The organism is Thiohalocapsa sp. (assembly GCF_019695415.1).
Taxonomy (GTDB): Bacteria; Pseudomonadota; Gammaproteobacteria; order Chromatiales; family Chromatiaceae; genus Thiohalocapsa.
In genome coordinates this window covers 1-16,597 of the sequence record NZ_JAIFKJ010000229.1, presented here as the reverse complement: position 1 = coordinate 16,597, position 16,597 = coordinate 1, and the positions used below count along the sequence as shown (strand labels likewise).

At 67.4% G+C, this 16,597-nt stretch carries 15 protein-coding genes and 1 pseudogene; 5 read left to right on the top strand and 11 right to left on the bottom strand.

Annotated features, from left to right (window positions below; genetic code table 11):
• Positions 1–558, bottom strand: a pseudogene (locus tag I6U14_RS06595) (hypothetical protein); the annotation flags it as partial.
• A 186-nt stretch (positions 559–744) separates the two neighbouring features.
• Here I6U14_RS06595 and murJ point away from each other — a divergent pair.
• A complete protein-coding gene (gene murJ, locus I6U14_RS06590) occupies positions 745–2,340 on the top strand; it encodes a murein biosynthesis integral membrane protein MurJ (RefSeq protein WP_296897869.1) in 1,596 nt (531 codons plus the stop codon).
• 48 nt (positions 2,341–2,388) lie between these two features.
• On the top strand, positions 2,389–3,366 hold the full coding sequence (ribF, locus tag I6U14_RS06585; protein ID WP_296897868.1) for a bifunctional riboflavin kinase/FAD synthetase: 978 nt from the start codon (positions 2,389–2,391) through the stop codon (positions 3,364–3,366).
• Between the two features lie 215 nt (positions 3,367–3,581).
• On the opposite strand, the gene phaR is transcribed toward ribF, so the two are convergent.
• Together phaR and I6U14_RS06575 are read right to left on the bottom strand one after the other, a co-directional pair.
• Complete coding sequence (phaR, locus tag I6U14_RS06580; protein WP_296897866.1) at positions 3,582–4,085, bottom strand: polyhydroxyalkanoate synthesis repressor PhaR; 504 nt, start codon at positions 4,083–4,085, stop codon at positions 3,582–3,584.
• Between the two features lie 115 nt (positions 4,086–4,200).
• On the bottom strand, positions 4,201–5,385 hold the full coding sequence (locus tag I6U14_RS06575; protein ID WP_296897865.1) for an acetyl-CoA C-acetyltransferase: 1,185 nt from the start codon (positions 5,383–5,385) through the stop codon (positions 4,201–4,203).
• A gap of 384 nt (positions 5,386–5,769) precedes the next feature.
• Here I6U14_RS06575 and phaE point away from each other — a divergent pair, with 384 nt between their 5' ends.
• Both phaE and I6U14_RS06565 read left to right on the top strand, forming a co-directional pair.
• Positions 5,770–6,888 carry a class III poly(R)-hydroxyalkanoic acid synthase subunit PhaE gene (gene phaE, locus I6U14_RS06570; protein WP_296897863.1) on the top strand — a complete coding sequence of 373 codons (1,119 nt, stop codon included), beginning with the start codon at positions 5,770–5,772 and terminating at the stop codon, positions 6,886–6,888.
• A 108-nt stretch (positions 6,889–6,996) separates the two neighbouring features.
• Positions 6,997–8,064 carry a class III poly(R)-hydroxyalkanoic acid synthase subunit PhaC gene (locus tag I6U14_RS06565; protein WP_296897861.1) on the top strand — a complete coding sequence of 356 codons (1,068 nt, stop codon included), beginning with the start codon at positions 6,997–6,999 and terminating at the stop codon, positions 8,062–8,064.
• A 203-nt stretch (positions 8,065–8,267) separates the two neighbouring features.
• Here the strand turns inward: I6U14_RS06565 and I6U14_RS06560 are convergent, their stop codons facing one another.
• The 4 genes from I6U14_RS06560 to I6U14_RS06545 all read right to left on the bottom strand — a co-directional run bounded on the left by I6U14_RS06560 (position 8,268) and on the right by I6U14_RS06545 (position 12,397).
• Complete coding sequence (locus I6U14_RS06560; protein ID WP_296897859.1) at positions 8,268–9,299, bottom strand: XdhC family protein; 1,032 nt, start codon at positions 9,297–9,299, stop codon at positions 8,268–8,270.
• A 21-nt stretch (positions 9,300–9,320) separates the two neighbouring features.
• Positions 9,321–11,468, bottom strand: coding sequence for a xanthine dehydrogenase family protein molybdopterin-binding subunit (locus tag I6U14_RS06555; protein WP_296897857.1), 2,148 nt, complete (start codon positions 11,466–11,468; stop codon positions 9,321–9,323).
• 1 nt (position 11,469) lies between these two features.
• A complete protein-coding gene (locus I6U14_RS06550) occupies positions 11,470–11,934 on the bottom strand; it encodes a (2Fe-2S)-binding protein (RefSeq protein WP_296897855.1) in 465 nt (154 codons plus the stop codon).
• A 208-nt stretch (positions 11,935–12,142) separates the two neighbouring features.
• Entirely contained in the window at positions 12,143–12,397 is a 255-nt protein-coding gene (locus I6U14_RS06545; RefSeq protein ID WP_296897853.1) for a hypothetical protein, read from the bottom strand.
• Positions 12,398–12,581: 184 nt separating this feature from the next.
• Between I6U14_RS06545 and I6U14_RS06540 the strand changes: the two genes are divergently transcribed.
• On the top strand, positions 12,582–13,325 hold the full coding sequence (locus tag I6U14_RS06540; RefSeq protein ID WP_296897852.1) for a sulfite exporter TauE/SafE family protein: 744 nt from the start codon (positions 12,582–12,584) through the stop codon (positions 13,323–13,325).
• A 42-nt stretch (positions 13,326–13,367) separates the two neighbouring features.
• Here I6U14_RS06540 and ybgF read toward each other — a convergent pair whose 3' ends face one another.
• From ybgF to I6U14_RS06520, 4 genes are all read right to left on the bottom strand, one after another.
• On the bottom strand, positions 13,368–14,351 hold the full coding sequence (gene ybgF / locus I6U14_RS06535; RefSeq protein ID WP_296897850.1) for a tol-pal system protein YbgF: 984 nt from the start codon (positions 14,349–14,351) through the stop codon (positions 13,368–13,370).
• A gap of 1 nt (position 14,352) precedes the next feature.
• Entirely contained in the window at positions 14,353–14,898 is a 546-nt protein-coding gene (gene pal, locus I6U14_RS06530; RefSeq protein ID WP_296897849.1) for a peptidoglycan-associated lipoprotein Pal, read from the bottom strand.
• 153 nt (positions 14,899–15,051) lie between these two features.
• On the bottom strand, positions 15,052–16,353 hold the full coding sequence (gene tolB / locus I6U14_RS06525; protein WP_296897848.1) for a Tol-Pal system beta propeller repeat protein TolB: 1,302 nt from the start codon (positions 16,351–16,353) through the stop codon (positions 15,052–15,054).
• A gap of 10 nt (positions 16,354–16,363) precedes the next feature.
• Positions 16,364–16,597: TonB family protein (locus I6U14_RS06520; RefSeq protein WP_296897847.1), on the bottom strand; the 234-nt coding region annotated here is incomplete at its 5' end.

Genomic DNA, 16,597 nt, shown 5'->3' with positions numbered 1-16,597 from the left:
CAGCACGACGCCGTCGCTGGCGGCGAGCACGGTGGCGGTCTCTTCGGTCTCCTCGCCGGTGGTGGGGTGGGTGCGCACCACGCCGACGTCGCGGCCGACGTACTTCTCCAGCAGCTTGTCCGGAGTGAGCAGATCGAAGTCGAAATTCTGCTCGATCACCGTGACGCCGGCAGCGCCGGCAGTGTCGCGCAGCAGCGCGGTCTCGGGGCGGATGCGGGCGCTCACGTCGCGGTAGGCGAGGTCCACACGGCCGGCGGGCAGGGTCAGGCGCCGGCGGTCCTTGATGAGCGCGAGATCCTGGTTGTAGATGGTCACGGCGACTGCCGTCTGCTCCGCCAGGGTACTGGTTTGCTCAGGCGCGCCGGCGGCGCGCTCCGTTGACAGCTCGCCCAAGTCGGCGCCGCCCGAAGCGGGCTGGTCCGCGCCTGCGACGGAAGGGGGTGGATACACGGGCGGCTGGGTCGGCGGCTGTTGCGGCGGCTGAGCCATGGTGGTCTCCGTGCCGATGAGAGTCAGGGCCGCGAGCAGGGCTGCGCGGATGGCGGTGGGCTTGTGCATGGATCACCTGTCGGTGGACGCCGGCCCCTTCAGGCGCTGGCGGAAAACATCAGAGCAGGCAGTGTAAACCCGCGTTTGCGTCAGCTGCCGGCCGTTGCATATCTTGGTGCGGTAATCAGGCGCGGGCGAGCCCTATAATGGAGGGTTTTTTCGCCCCCCCAGTTCGGAGCCCAACTTCGGAGCCCTGTGCCAAAGCTCACCGCATCCATTGCCAGCGTGGGCGGCAACACGCTGCTGTCGCGCGTGCTTGGGTTCGTGCGAGACCTGCTCATCGCCCGGCTGTTCGGGGCGGATGCGGCCACCGATGCCTTCTTCGTGGCGTTTAAGGTGCCCAACCTGCTGCGGCGGCTGTTTGCGGAGGGCGCCTTCGCGACGGCGATGGTACCGGTGTTGCAGCAGTACCGGGAGGCGCGCTCGGCGGCGGATTTGAAGGACTTCGTCGATCGCGCTGCAGGCAGCTTGGCACTCGTCCTGTTCCTGCTCACCGGGGTCGGCGTGCTGGCGGCGCCACTCGTGGTGCTCGCCTTCGCGCCCGGCTTCGCGGCGGAGGCAGAGACCCATGCGCTGGCCGCCGACATGCTCCGGCTGACGCTGCCGTATCTCTTCTTCGTTGGACTCACGGCCTTTGCCGGCGCCATGCTGAACACCTACGAGCGTTTCGGCGTGCCGGCCTTCACGCCGGTGCTGCTGAACCTGGTGCTGATCGCCTGTGCGCTGTGGCTGGCGCCGCGGCTCGACGAACCTGTCATGGCCCTGGCATGGGGGGTGCTGCTCGCCGGGCTGGTACAGCTCGCGTTCCAGCTGCCCTTCCTGGCGCGGCTCGGCCTCTTGCCGCGGCCGCGGCTTGGCTTCCAGCACCCGGGCGTGCGACGCATTGGACGCGTCATGGGGCCGGCGCTGTTCGGCGTGTCCGTGGCGCAGCTGGCGCTGCTGATCGACACCTTGCTTGCCTCCTTCCTGGCCACCGGCAGTATCTCCTGGCTGTATTACTCGGATCGGCTGGTGGAGTTTCCGCTCGGCATCCTGGGCGCTGCGCTCGGCATCGTGATCCTGCCGCGGCTCTCGCGCTGTGGGCGGTTGGGCAGGCAGTCTGGCGTCGGAGCGGAATTCTCGCGCACCCTGGATTGGGCGCTGCGCTGGGTACTGCTGCTGGGCGTACCGGCGAGCCTCGGCCTGATGGTGCTGGCGGGTCCCGTGCTCGCGACGCTCTTCTTGTCCGCGAGCTTTGGGGCCGGTGATATCGCGATGGCCCGACAGAGCCTGGTGGCCTACGCGGCGGGTCTTGCGGGCTTTATGGTGGTGAAGGCTCTGGTGCCGGGTTACTACGGCCGCCAAGACATGCGCACACCAGTGCGCATTGCACTGGTGGCCATGGCTGTGAACCTAGCGCTCAGCCTGGCGCTGATGCTCCCCTTCGGCCACGGCGGCCTGGCGGCGGCAACATCTGCAGCCGCGCTCCTCAATGGCGGGCTGCTGCTGGCTGGACTCATGCGCGCCGGCGTCTATCGGCCTGCACCGGGTTGGAGACTGTTGCTGCTGCGGGCGCTGGCTGCCAACCTGGTCATGACGCTGCTGCTTTGGTGGCTTGCGGGCCCGACCGCGGACTGGGTGGATGCCGAAGCGGTCGCACGCGCGCTCCGGCTCACCGGCGTCATCATCAGCGCCGCGATGGTGTACGGCGCCGTGCTGCTCATGTTGGGTCTGCGGCCGCAACACCTCCGGGAGCCGCCAATGGCACCCGTGCGTGACGGCGCGGGAGGCAATGCCGTAAGCGGTCTATAATCCGCGGCTCGTTTCAGCCCGACACCGCAGCCGAAGCACCCAAGCCCGATGAGACTGATCCGGGGCCTGCACAACCTGCGCCCGCAAGACCGCGGCTGTGTCGCCACCATCGGCAACTTCGACGGTGTGCACCTAGGCCACCGCACCGTGTTTCGCCGGCTGCTCCAGCGCGGGCATGAGCTCGGCCTGCCAGCGACGGTGATCACCTTCGAGCCGCAGCCCATGGAGTACTTTCAGCCGGACGCTGCGCCGGCGCGGCTCACCAGACTGCGCGAGAAGCTCGCCGCCATTCGAGCCGACGGCATTCACCGGGTCATGCTGCTGGAGTTCGGGCACAAGCTCGCGGCCATGCCCGCTGATGCCTTCATCGAGCAACTGCTAGTGCACGGGCTCGGTGTGCGCTTCCTGCTGGTGGGAGACGATTTTCGCTTCGGGCGCAACCGCGGCGGCGACTTCCAGCTACTTCAGGCCGCCGGCGCCCAGCGCGGCTTCGAGGTGGAGAACCTGCACACCATCACCCAGGGCGAGGAGCGCATCAGCAGCACCCGGGTGCGCGAGGCGCTCGCCCGCGGCGAGCTGGATCAGGCCCGCCATCTCCTCGGCCGCCATTACGCTATGCGCGGCCGCGTCGCACACGGCGACAAGCGCGGGCGCAGTATCGGCTTTCCGACGGCCAACCTACCGCTGCACCGGCGGGTGAGCCCGCTTTCCGGCGTCTACGCGGTTGCAGTACGCGACCTTGACGGTGAGCGGCTGCCGGCGGCGCGTCCCGAGGCCGGGGTCGAGCGGCGGCCGGGGCTTTGGCCCGCGGTCGCCAACGTCGGCCACCGGCCCACCGTAGATGGCCAGGACGTGCGCCTGGAGGTGCACCTGTTCGATTTCGACGGCGACCTCTACGGTGCGCACCTGGAGGTTGAGTTTCGGCTTCGGCTGCGGGGAGAGCAGCGCTTCGAGTCTTTCGAGGCACTGCAAGCACAGATCGGCCGCGACGCGGCGGCGGCGCGCGCTTACCTGGGCGTCAGCTAGATTGCTCGACAACGCCAAGGGCTGAGGAGCAGTTACTGCCGGCGGTGTGGAAGCTCAGCCCTCAGCCCTCAGCCCTCAACCAAGTAATCAATCCCTCACACGCCAGTTTTCGGTTTGTCGCGCACAGAACCTGCTGATCTGTGTCGACTTCCTCGATCCTCGTCCCTCGAAGCTCGCTCCTGTCCGCAATAAACTGGTGTCGCGCCGGCGCAGCCTCAGCTCCGCTCGCCGCCAGACCCGCCGTCTGGCGCATCGTCATCATCCTTGCGTGGCGAGCGGTTCGGCTCCAGGCCTGCGGCGCGCAGAAAGGTCTTCTGCGCATCTGCCCAGAGCTCCATGTTGCGCTGGGTCATGCGATTGATAGCATCGAAGGGCGTCTCGCCCCAGGTCTCCGTGAGCTGCTTCTGCTGCTGGGCGAAGGCGTCGAGCGAGTGCTCCAGGTAGCGCGCGAAGACGCCCTGCAAGGTGCCGCCGTAGAAGCGGATGATCTGCGCGAGCATGTTGGCGGAAAAGAGCGGCTCGCCGCCGGCCTCTTCCTCCAGCATGATCTGCAACAGGATCGAGCGGGTCAGGTCCGCATCGTTGGCCGTGTCCAGAACCCGGAAAGGCACACCACGCATCACCAGATCGCGCACGTCGGCAATGGTGATGTAGCGGCTGAGCTCGGTGTCGTAGAGACGCCGGTTGGGATACTTCTTGATGATGCGCTCGATGGGCATGGTGGCCGGGAACAGCGGAATGGTCCGTCCAGTCTAACCCACAGTCGGCGGGGTTGAGCCGGCGAGGATCAATGCCGAAGGATTGGCCTTCGCTTAACCCCGCCGGGCAGGCACGTCAGTCCCGCTCGACTGCCAGTGCCACGCCCTGGCCGCCGCCGATACAGAGCGTCGCCAGGCCCTTCTTGGCATCGCGCTTCTGCATCTCGTGCAGCAGGGTCACCAGCACCCGGGCACCGGACGCGCCGATAGGGTGGCCGATGGAGATGGCGCCGCCGTTGACGTTCACCTTGTCGGTATCCCAACCCATTTCTTTGTTGACGGACAGGGCCTGCGCCGCGAAGGCCTCGTTGGCCTCCACCAAGTCGAGATCGGCAACGCTCCAGCCGGCCTTCTCGAGACACTTGTTGGAGGCTGGGATGGGTCCGGTGCCCATGATGGCCGGGTCCACGCCGGCGGTGGCAAAGGCCTTGATGCGGGCGAGCGGGGCCAGACCCAGCTCTTTGGCCTTGGCCTCGCTCATGACCACCACGGCGGCGGCGCCGTCGTTGATGCCTGACGCATTACCGGGCGTCACAGTGCCTTCTTTATCGAAGGCCGGGCGCAGCTTGCCGAGCTTGTCGGCGGTGACGCCGGCGCGCGGAAACTCGTCCTTGTCGAAGATCACGGGGTCCCCCTTGCGCTGCGGGATCTCCACGGGGACGATCTCATCATCGAAGCGCCCGGCGGCCTGAGCCGCTTCGGTCTTTTGCTGGGAGTCCGCCGCGAAGGCGTCCTGGAGCTCACGGGAGAAGTCGTACTTCTTCGCGATGTTCTCAGCCGTGACACCCATGTGGCAATTATTGAAGGCATCCCAAAGGCCGTCGACGATCATGCTGTCGACCATCTTCCAATCGCCCATGCGTTTGCCCTCGCGGGAGCCGGGCAGAACGTGTGCCGACTGGCTCATGCTCTCCTGCCCGCCGGCGATGACCACCTCGGCATCGCCGCACATCACTGCCTGCATAGCGAGATGCACGGCCCGCAGGCCGCTGCCGCAGACCTGATTGATGGTCATGGCCGGGGCTTCATGCGGCAGCCCCGCGCGCAGCGCGGTCTGGCGAGCCGGGTTCTGCCCGACACCGGCGCTCAGCACCTGGCCCATAATGACCTCATCCACCTGCGCAGGCGCAAGGCCGGTGCGCTCCAAGAGCGCCTTGACGACGACGGTACCAAGCGCGGTGGCGGGCAGCGAGGCCAGGCTGCCGCCGAAGCTTCCCACGGGTGTGCGGACGGCGGCGACGATGACGGCGGTCTGAGACATGAGAAAGGTCTCCTCCGATTGGGTGTGCTGGTTTGGTGGTCTGGGGGTATGGTGCGCTGGTTATGTTCTGGGGCGTGAGCACCTGCAGGGGCCGAGGCCCAACGGGCTAGAGCGTACTACGCTTCGCAACAGGATGCCCGTTGACCGCGGGCGGGAACTGAAGCGCAGAGAGCATGCCGCGCGCATGCGCCGGCGAGGGCAGCCGATGCCGGCACAGCTCGAAGCGTGCGCTGCGGCGGAATACCAACTAGCTTCTCAGCCCTCAGCCCTCAGCCCTCAGCCCTCAAAAGCGCAAGTCTACGGCGTTTTGTTGCAGTGCACAAATTTCCATGCTAGCGTTCATTGAAGACCACTGACAGGAGGACGGCACCGGCCGCGAGAAACATGGCAAACGATACCTGGTTCAACGAAGACTGGCTGAAGCTGCAGCAGCGCTATTGGGAAAACCTCGCAGACATGAGCCGCAAGGCCATGGGCCTGGAAGCGCCACGGCAGAACCCCTGGGAAGCCGCCATGGACCAGTGGTGGCAGGCGGTCTCGCCGGCTGCGAGCGACCCGTCCAAGCAGTTCATGAACCGGCTTATGGAGCAGGGCAAGGCCTACTTCGCGACTGTGGAGCGCTTCACCCGCGGGCTCGCCGGTGCCGATGGCAGCGCCGGCTGGGACGCACTGAACAAAACCCTTGATGAGATGCAGCGCGGCTTCACCGACGCGCTCAGCAGCGGATTCGGTGCGAATCCCTTCGCCGCCGGCGGCAGCACAGGCGCCGCCGAGGACGCCATGCACCGCATGCTCGGCTTCTGGGAGATGCCGCTCGACAACTGGCAGCGCATGATGTCCTCCATGACGCCAGCCATGCCAGGCGACCTCCTGCGCAACATGCCGCATGAGCAGGTCAAGGAAAACTTCGACCGTATGCTCTCCGCCCCCGGGCTCGGCTACACCCGCGAAGAACAGGCCCAGTACCAAGACTTGATGCGCCGCGGCATGGACTATCAGCGGGCCTTCCAGGATTACATGGGCTTTTTCGCCAAGCTTGGCATCAAGTCGGTGGAGCGCCTGCGGGACTTCGTGCAGTCCCGCGCCAGCGAAGGCAAGCCCATCGACTCTGCCCGAGACCTCTACGACAGCTGGGTCAGCTGCTGCGAGACGGTCTACGCCGAAGACGTCAACACCCCGGAATATGCCCGCATCCACGGCCAGTTGGTCAACGCCCAAATGGCGCTCAAGAACCGCATGTCGGTGATGGTGGACGAGACCCTTGGCGCCCTGAACATGCCCACCCGCAGCGAGCTGCGCACGCTGCAGGACCGCATGCAGGAGACGCGCCGCGAGAACAAGCGTCTGCGCCGAGAAATCGACAGTATCCGCCGCCAGATCGCCGAGCGCCCGGCGGCGAGCCCTGCACGGGCTGCGGCAGCCGAGGCACCTGCTGCGCCCAAAAAGAAGGCCGCCGCCCGTAAGAAAACGGCTGCGAAGGCTGGAGCGAGGGCTGAGCGCTGAGGGCTGAGCAGTAACCAGGCTCGCGCAGGTTCGCGTCGGCGGCTTGGGCGACCGTTCCTCGCCCCTCGCCCCTCCCTTCCAAGCACCACCGCTGAGGACAATACCGCTATGTTCCCCATCGATATCCGCCCCGACAAGCTCGGCGAGGAAATGCTCGACTACAGCCGCAAGCTGGGTCACGGCATGGAGAATCTCATCAACGCTGGCGACATCGATACCGGCGTCACGCCGAAGGACGCCGTCTACCACGACGATAAGCTCACCCTCTACCGCTACCGCCGGCCGTCCGATGTCGCTCAGCAAAAGGTACCGCTGCTGGTGGTCTACGCGCTGGTCAACCGGCCCTACATGACCGACATCCAGGAGAACCGCTCCACCGTCAAGGGCCTGCTCGGCACCGGACAGGACGTCTACCTCATCGACTGGGGCTATCCGGACCAGGCGGACCGCGCGCTGACCCTAGACGATTACATCAACGGCTACCTCGATGGCTGCGTGGACCACATCCGCGAAACGCATGGTCTGGACAAGATCAACATCCTCGGCATCTGCCAGGGCGGCAGCTTCAGCCTGATGTACACCGCCCTGCACCCGAACAAGGTGCAGAATCTGGTGACCATGGTGACGCCGGTGGACTTCAAAACACCGGACAACATGCTCTCCAACTGGGTGCAAAACATCGACGTCGACCTGGCCGTCGACACCATGGGCAACATCCCCGGAGAGATCCTGAACTGGACCTTCCTGAGCCTGAAGCCCTTCAGTCTCACCGGGCAGAAATACGTCAACATGGTCGACCTGCTGGACGACCCCGACAAGGTTAAGAACTTCCTGCGCATGGAGAAGTGGATCTTCGACAGCCCGGACCAGGCCGGCGAGACCTTCCGCCAGTTCATCAAGGACTATTACCAGAACAATGCCTTCATGGAGGGTAAGGCTCGCGTCGGCGACCGCCCGGTGGACCTCAAACAGATCACCTGCCCAGTGCTCAATATCTACGCGCAGCAGGACCACCTGGTGCCGCCGGCGTCGTCCAAGGCCCTGAACGGCATGACCGGCTCCGAAGACTACACCGAGCTCGCCTTCCCGGGCGGGCACATCGGCATCTACGTCAGCGGCAAGGCGCAGAAAGAGGTCACGCCCGCCATCGGCAACTGGCTCAACGAGCGGAGTTAGCCTGCTCAACGTCCCGATTCAACAACGGGGCGCATAGGCTCAACGCGCAGCGCCCCAAACCGAGAGTCAGCTAGCTCACTCGCCATATGCCATCCCGCCATAGCGGTTAAGCCCCCTCGTTGAGGATCGCGAGATAGAAGGGCTATTCCTCGTCGTTGCGCCTTGCCAGGAACCCGGCGGCATGCTCGCTGACGACCGTCCAACTACCCTTTTTGGGGTCGCCGGCCAAGGGCTTCGGGGCCGCTCCGCCCATGGCGCTCCGCCACCAGCTCCGCCGCAATGGACACGGCAATCTCCGCCGGCAGGCGTCCGCCCAAGGGCAGCCCGACGGGGCCGCGCAGCCTTGCGGTCTGCGCGGGCGAAACACCCAGGGCCTGCAGCCGTTGTCGGCGCCCTTGCTGAGTGCGCCGGGAGCCGAGGGCACCGACGTAGAAGGCGCTGCCGGCGAGCGCTTCCATCAGCGCCATCTCGTCGAGCTTGGGATCGTGGGTCAGCGCGACGACGGCACTGCGGGGGTCATCGGCGAGGTCGCGTACGCAGTCGTCGGGCATGCGCGGGTCCAGCTCCGCGCCGAGCCCCTCGAGCTCCGCCAAGCGCTCGCGGCGCGGGTCGCAGACGATGACGCGATAGCCCAGCGCCCGCGCCATGGGTACTAGGTGGCGGGTGATGTGCACTGCACCGATGATCACCAGGCGCAGGCAGGGGCCGAAGTTGCGCTCGGCAATGCGGCCGTCGAAGCGGAAGGTTTCGGTGCCGAAGCCGGCTGTTGCGGCCGGGTGCAGACTGACTTCACCGGTCTCCAGGCAGACCCGCCGGCGCAGGCTTGCCCGGGCGATGACCCGCTCTTCCAATAGGCGCCAGGGGGCGGCGTCATCGATACGCTCCACCAGCAGCTCCAGGCGGCCCCCGCAGGGAATACCGAAGCGCATGGCCTCATTGGCGTCGATGCCGTAGCTGACAAGCCGCGGCAGTGGGCCCGTGTCGAATTCTCCGGCACGGGCCCGCTGCAGCAGGTCCCCCTCCACACAGCCGCCGGACACGGAGCCCGTCTCCCGCCCGTCGGCATCGAGCAGCAGCAGCGAGCCGACCGGGCGCGGCGATGCGCCCCAGGTGGCGACGACGGTGAAGAGCCAGGCAGGGCGATCGTCCAAGGCAGTGATGGCGGCAAGCAGCAGCTCATCGTCGCTGGCGGGCTCCGCCGCCGTGCCGGGTGGTATGGCTTCACTGTTGGCCACGGGAGGCGTGAGCCGCGCCGCTCAGAGCCGGATGGGCAGACTGCGCACCGGCACCCCGGTGGCGGCGAAGACGGCGTTACAGACGGCGGGCGCAATGGGCGGCAGGCCGGGCTCGCCGACACCGCCCGGCGCCGCCTCGGACGGGACGATGTGCACAGCGATGGTCGGCGTCTCGCTCATGCGCAGCAGCGGAAAGTCGTCGAAGTTGCCCTGCTGCACGCGCCCGTCTGCCAGGGTGATGGCCCCCTTCAGCGTCGCCGTGAGCCCGTAAACGATGCAGCTTTCCATCTGCGCCGCGACGATATCCGGATTCACCACGAGCCCGCAGTCGATGGCGCAGACAACTCGATGCACCCGCACCTCGCCGCCATCGACTGAGACCTCCGCGACCTGGGCCACATAACTGCCGAAGGATTCGGCGACCGCGATGCCGCGGTGGCGGCCAGCAGCACAGGGCAAGCCCCAGCCTGCCCGCTCGGCGGCAAGGTCCAGCACGGCCAAATGCCGCGGATGCTCAGCCAGCAACCGACGCCGCAGTGCGAACGGGTCCTGGTCGCCGGCGGCCGCAAGCTCGTCGAGAAAGCACTCGGTGATCCAGGCGTTCTGGGAGCTGCCGACGGCGCGCCAAAAGCCCACCGGCACCGGCGTGCTCTCCAGGCTGTAGGCGACGCCGATATTGGGGATGCCGTAGGGGAGGTTCGCGGCGCCCTCCACCGACGTCCGATCGATGCCATCCGCCACGGCCTCCGAGCTCACGCGAGAGAGAATCGACGGGCAGACGATCTGATGCTTCCAGACTACCGGCATGCCATCGGCATCGAGCCCGCCGCGCAGCCGGTTGAGGCCCGCGGGGCGGTAGTAGTCGTGGCGGATATCGTCCTCGCGGGTCCAGACCACCTGTACCGGTCGGCTGAGCACCTTCGACAAGCGCACCGCATCGCGCACGAAGTCCTGCTCGCCGCGGCGGCCGAAGCCGCCACCGAGAAAGGTGGTATGTACCCGCACCTGGTCCTCGCTCAGACCGGTGACGTCCATGCCGGTGCGCTGGCAGCGGGTCTGCGCCTGCGTGGGGACATAGATGTCGCAACCGTCCGCACGCACGTCGGCGGTGCAGTTCATGGGCTCCATACAGGCATGGGCCTGGAAGGGCACCTCGTAGACGGCCTCCAGTGTGCGTGCGGCGGCAGACCAGGCGGCGTCCGGATCGCCGTCTTCGCGCACCATCACACCGGCATCGGCGAAGCGGCGCTCGAAACGCTGGCGGATGCCCGCACTCGAGGTGTCGGCATGCGGCCCGAAGGCCCAATTCACCTGCAGCGCCTGGCGTCCGGCAAGCGCGGCGTGGGTGTCTTTCGCCACCACCGCCACGCCGCTCTCCACCGCAAGCACCGCCTCGACACCGGGCACCGCCTTGGCGACTTCGGCATCGAAGGACTTGAGCACGCCGCCGAACACCGGGCAGCGCTCAATGCTAGCCACCGCCATGTCCGTCAGCCGCACATCGATACCGAAGCGCGCGCGCCCGTTGATCTTATCGGGGGCGTCCAGGCGCGGGGCCGGCGTGCCGATGAGGGTCCATTCATCGGGCTCCTTCAGGAACACGCCGGGCGGCAGGGCTACCTCGGCGGCGGCGGCGGCGAGCTCGCCGTAGCGCAGCCGTGCATCGCCTGCGGGATGGATGACTTCACCGCGCTGCACGGTGCAGGCGTCGGCGTCCACACCCCAGCGCTCGGCGGCGGCCTGCACCAAGAGCCAGCGCGCCAGGGCGCCGGCCTCACGCAGCTTGGTCCAGGCATCGCGCACCGAGGTACTGCCGCCGGTGAGCTGCTGGCCGATGAGTTGGTTGGTATACGCGGGCGCCGCCGGCGCGAAGCGCACCGTGATCTGGTCCAGCCCGACGCCGAGCTCCTCTGCGATCAGCATGGGCAGCGCCGTCATCACACCCTGACCCATTTCGGAGCGGGCGACGATGCAGGCGATGCTGCCGTCCGGATCGATGCGGATCCAGGCGTTGGGTGCAAATGGTCCGTGCGGCTTGGCAGCGGCGGCGTCACCGGCAGCGGTGTCGCCGCGCGCCGGCAGCTGTACGTATAGGCCCAAAAGGAGCCCGCCGCCGGCGGCCATGCCCTTCAGGAACTCACGCCGATCGATGGGCACAAGGCGGGCCATATCAGGTCGTCTCCACGGCCGGACTGGCGGCGCGATGGATGGCCTTGCGCACTCGGGTGTAGGTACCGCACCGGCAGAGCACACGATCCATGGCGGCGGTGATCTGCGCATCCGTGGGCTGCGGATGCTGCACCAACAAGACCGCCGCGGCCATGATCTGGCCGGACTGGCAATAGCCGCACTGCGGCACCTGCTCGCTGATCCAGGCCCGCCGCAGGGCCATCGCGATGTCGTCGTTAAGCCCCTCGATGGTGGTGACGGACTTGCCCGCGGCGGCGCTCACGGGAGTCATGCAGGAATTTACCGCGGCGCCGTCGAGGTGGACGATGCAGGCACCGCAGCGGCCGATGCCGCAGCCGTACTTGGTGCCCGTGAGGCTAAGCTGATCCCGGAGCACCCACAACAGCGGTGTGTCCGCCGGCACGTCGACTTCCCGACGCTCATTGTTGACAGTGAGAAGGATCATGCTGCCTCCGACGCTGGCTGGCGCCGCGGAAATCGGCCCGGGAGCGGGGCCTGCACCCCGCACAGGGGCCTGGACAGGGGGCTGGCGCCGCAACTCGGTGCTGGGGCTGGATCAACAGCCAGGGCGGCCCCCATGGCGCGCCGCCACCCAAGCCGGCAGCATTGCAGATATCGCACGCACAGGAAAGTGACCATCCGCGCCGATCGTGTTAATGATCACACTGCTCCAGCTTCTCCCGCGCCCCAGGCAGCACAGAGATCAGGAAGGTCGAGATCAGCACCACCGGCGCCAGCACGATCAGCACCAGCGCCAGGAAGAGCACGATGGGCTGCAGCGGTCCCACCGCGGGTACCACGTGGGCCGCAGCCAGGAACAGCAGCACCGCGGCCAGGAAGAAGACCGCGGAGATCACGACGCCCTCGCGCATGGTCTTACAGCCCAGCATCAACAAATGACGAGTCATGACAGGTCCTCCGCTCCGGGGCGCCGTCGGCGGCGCTCTCTTAGTGGTGATGGTAGCGAACGCGCTCCGGGGATTATCTGCGAAAGCTGCACCGGCGGCATTGGTGCAGCGCAGCGGCCTCGTGATCGGCGGGGTTGCAGCGCCGCTCGCAGGCAGCACCGGCGGAACAGCCCGCAACACCGCCGTGCCTGATCCAGCAGCGCTCTATGTGCCCGGCGTGCTGCTGGCGTCGGCGTTCGTGCACGGCCTGTTTGGGTTCGGCTTTCCGATGCTGGCCACGCCCCTGCTCGCACTGGGTATGGACCTGCGCGCGGCGGTGCAGCTCACACTCCTGCCCACCATCGCAACCAACCTCGGCAGCATCGCCGGCGAGCGCCATCGCGGTGAAGCACTGCGCCGGTTTTGGCCCATTCCCGTGTGCACGGGCCTCGGCAGCTTCGCAGGCACCCAGGTGCTGCTGGCGGTGGACCCAGAGCCCCTCCGCGCGCTGCTGGGCCTGGTTCTCATGGCCTATCTGCTGACGGAGCGGCTGCACGCCGGCGGTCGCGAGCGGCAGGTTCCGCTCTGGGGGCTCGCCCTGCTCGGACTCGGCATGGGGCTTATGGCCGGTGTTGTGAACATCTTCGCACCGGTGGTCATCGTCTTCGCGCTCTACACCCGCATGCCGGCGACGCTGATGGTGGCGGCCTTCAACCTGAGCTTCGTCACCAGTAAGGGCGGACAGCTGCTCGGCTTTGCGTGGCGAGACGCCGTGGACGCCTCTCTGTTGGCGCAGAGTGTGTGGGCGCTTCCCGGGGTGTTGTTGGCGCTCTGGATTGGCATCCGGCTGCGCCGGCGCATTCAGCCCGAGCACTATCGGCGCCTGTTACGGCTCGGGCTCTGGGCGCTCGCGGTGGCCCTGGTATGGAATGCGCTGCTCGCCGGCTGAGACAGCGCGCCGGTTGCGCGTGTTTGATTGGCTGCGGCGACCTCAGCTCCCCTCGCGCGTCATCTGCTCGAGGCGGCCCTCGGCTAGGCGGCCCTCAGTGGTGTCCGGAAAGCGCTCCACCACCGCCTCCAGCATGCTGCCCGCCTGCCCCATGTCCTGCTGGTCGAAATAGACATAGCCGAGCTTCAGCCTGGCCCCCGGCCGCTTTGGGCCCCCCGGATAATCGCTGATGAGCCGATTGAAATGGGTCAGCGCCGCGGGGTAGTCCTTGGTGACGTAGCCGATTTCGCCGAGCCAGTAGACGCCGTTGTCCGCGAACTGCCCGTCCGGGTAGCGCACCAGCATGGCGGCGAACTCCTGCTTGGCGGCATCGTAGTCGCGCTCCTTGAGCAGCTCGAAAGCTTGCCGGTAAGCCTCCCGCTCGCCGCCCTCCAGGGTCTCGGGGGAGGGCAGCGCCAGGGTGCCGCCGCTGTCACCGCCGCCGCCCAGGGCGCCAACCCCGGTCTTGGGCGGCGGCGCCACGGGCACCGGCGCCTGCTCACCAGCGGCGGCGGCTTCGTCACCAGATGCTCCGGCCTCCGCCGCAGCCGTCTGGGCATCAGCGCCCGGCTCTGCTGCGGCGTCCGCGTCCGCAGCGGCCTCACCGCCGCCCTCGTCGCCAGCCCGCAGGCGCTCGGCGTAGGACTCCCCAAGCTGCGGCAGGCCCGGACGCACCTGACGCAGCTGGTACTGATGCAGCTCCACCTGACCGCGCAGCTCCTGCATCTCTTGCTGGAGCTGCTGCAGCTGGAGCACGAAGTCTGACAGACTCTGGTCGTTCAGCATGCGCTCGAGGCGCTCCAGGCGCCTCGCGAGCTCGGCATTCGAGACCACTTGCGCACCGGTGCCGCCGGGCAGGGGGGCAGGCGTCAGAAGATCGTCCCGGCGTACCTGTGCGCTGGCGGTGCCGACGAGGGATCCGACGAGCAGCGCGCAAAGAGCGCCGGCGGCGATGGCCGAAGGGCAGCGAAGGAGACATTGGAACATATCAGTACACCAGCTCTACGCGACGGTTACGGGACCAAGCGCGCTCGGAGCTGCCGGGCTCCGCCGGCCGCTCTTCCCCGTAGCTCAGCCGCGACAGCTTCTCTGCCGGCACGCCTTCGGCCACCAGGAAGCGTTGCACAGCGTCTGCACGGCGGTCACCGAGCGCCAGGTTGTAACCGCGGGTGCCGCGCTCGTCCGTATGTCCCTCCAGAGTCACGCGCGCGCCCGGCGTGCGGTAGATGTAACCGGCATGCGTGCGCAGCAGATCGGCGCCCTCCGGGCGGATCTCCGCGGTGTCGTAATCGAAGTAGACGACCTTGTTGTAAAGGGGGCTGTTGGGGTCGTCCAGCGGCGACAGCGGCTGGATGGGCTCAGGGGCGGGCCTTTCCAGAACGATCTCTTCTTGCACGCTCGGTGTCAGCGCATCCAGCTCGGCGGCACTCGGCGGCGCCGGCTGCGGTGGCGGCGGTGGCGGGCTTGTGGCGCACCCCGTAACGACGACCGCCGTGAGCGACAGCGCGGCGACAGGGAAAAGGCAGCGGTTCACATTGGGCTCCTGAGCGGTGAGCACGCGATCGAGGCGGAGAGCAGACGCAGATGCGGTCTTGCCCCGCACAAGCATGCGACTTGGACATCGGGCGTGGGGCAGCGGCAAGGAAGCGGCACGCAGACGCGTAGCGGCGCGGCAAGCGCGCTGCGGTCATTGCAACAAGGGTGACCAGGCGGGCTCGCGCACCTCGCCCGCATCACGGGACAAACGGTGGCTCGCGCCGGAGGACAGCGGCGTTGCCGCCAGCACCCCGCGGCCATTGTTCTGGGTGGCGTAAATTATCATGTTGCCGTTGGGGGCGAAACTTGGGGACTCATCCAGGCTCCCATTGCTGACGTAGCGGCGGGCACCGCCCTGCGGGTCCGTCATGACGACGCGGAAACGCCCTCCTTCGCGCGTGACCATCACCAGCGCATTGCCGCTCGGCGCATAAGATGCAGCGGCGTTGTAGTCGCCTTGGAATGTCACGCGCTGCGCGGGCCCGCCGCTCGCTGCGACGCGATAGATCTGGGGCTTGCCGCCGCGGTCGGACGTGAACACCAAGTGGTCGCCGGAGGGAGCCCAGGCGGGCTCGGTATCGATGGCATAGTGGTCCGTCAGTCGCGTGAGCTGGCGCGTACTGAGGTCCAGCACATAGATGTCGGGGTTGCCGTCCTTGGACAGGGTCATCGCGAGCCTGCGGCCGTCCGGCGAGAAGGCCGGGGAGCCGTTGATGCCCTGGTAGCTCGCGACACGCTCGCGCCGCCCACTGGCGAGATCCTGCACATAGATGGCCGACTGCCGGCCCTCGAATGAGACATAGGCAAGGCGGCGACCGTCCGGCGACCACGCCGGCGACATGATGGGCTCGGCCGAATCGACGATGGTCTGAGCATTGAAGCCGTCGGCGTCCGCCACGCGCAGGGCCACGCGGGACTTGTGTCCACTGGAGGTGACATAGGCGATACGCGTGGCGAAGACGCCGGGCTCACCGGTGAGATCCGCATAGATGGCATCGGCGATGCGGTGCGCGGCGTTGCGCAAGCCCTTGCTCGTGGAGGTGACAGTGTCGGCGAGGAGCTTCTTGCCGGTGAAGACGTCCATCAGCACGTAGCGGATATCGTAGCCACCGGTGGCGCGGGGCATGACCTCACCCACCACCAGGCTGTTCATGGCCAACAGTTGCCACTCGCGCATGTCCACGTCGGCTTCGCGGTGCGGCGTCATGAGCATTTCGCGCCGCGGCATGGGCTTGAATTTGCCGCTGCGGGCGAGATCCGCGGCGATGACATCAGCGATGTCCACGTTCGGCCTGGCACCGTCGACGTTGCCGAAGGGCACCACGGCGATGGGCTGCGCGCCCTCGACGCCGCCGGTGATCTCGATGGTGAGCTTGGCCCAGGCGGTGCCCACCGTGCCCCAGGCGAGCAGCGCCGTGAGCAGCAATACGCTCAGGCTGAACGGTCGTTGCATGGCTTCGTCCTCACGGCGTGAATCGGAAATTGAAGTCCTGGAACAGTTCATCGAATTCGTTCCCATCGGGTACAGGCAGGGGTGATGCCTTGTACACCGCGGAGATCACGGACTGGTCAAAGGCGCCGTGGCCGCTGCCCTGCCCCACCTTGACGCTTCCCGGGATCACCTGCCCGCCCGGCTCCCAAACAAGGTTCACCACGGTCTCGATGCCCCGGGGACTGCCGGCAGGGCGACCCCCGAG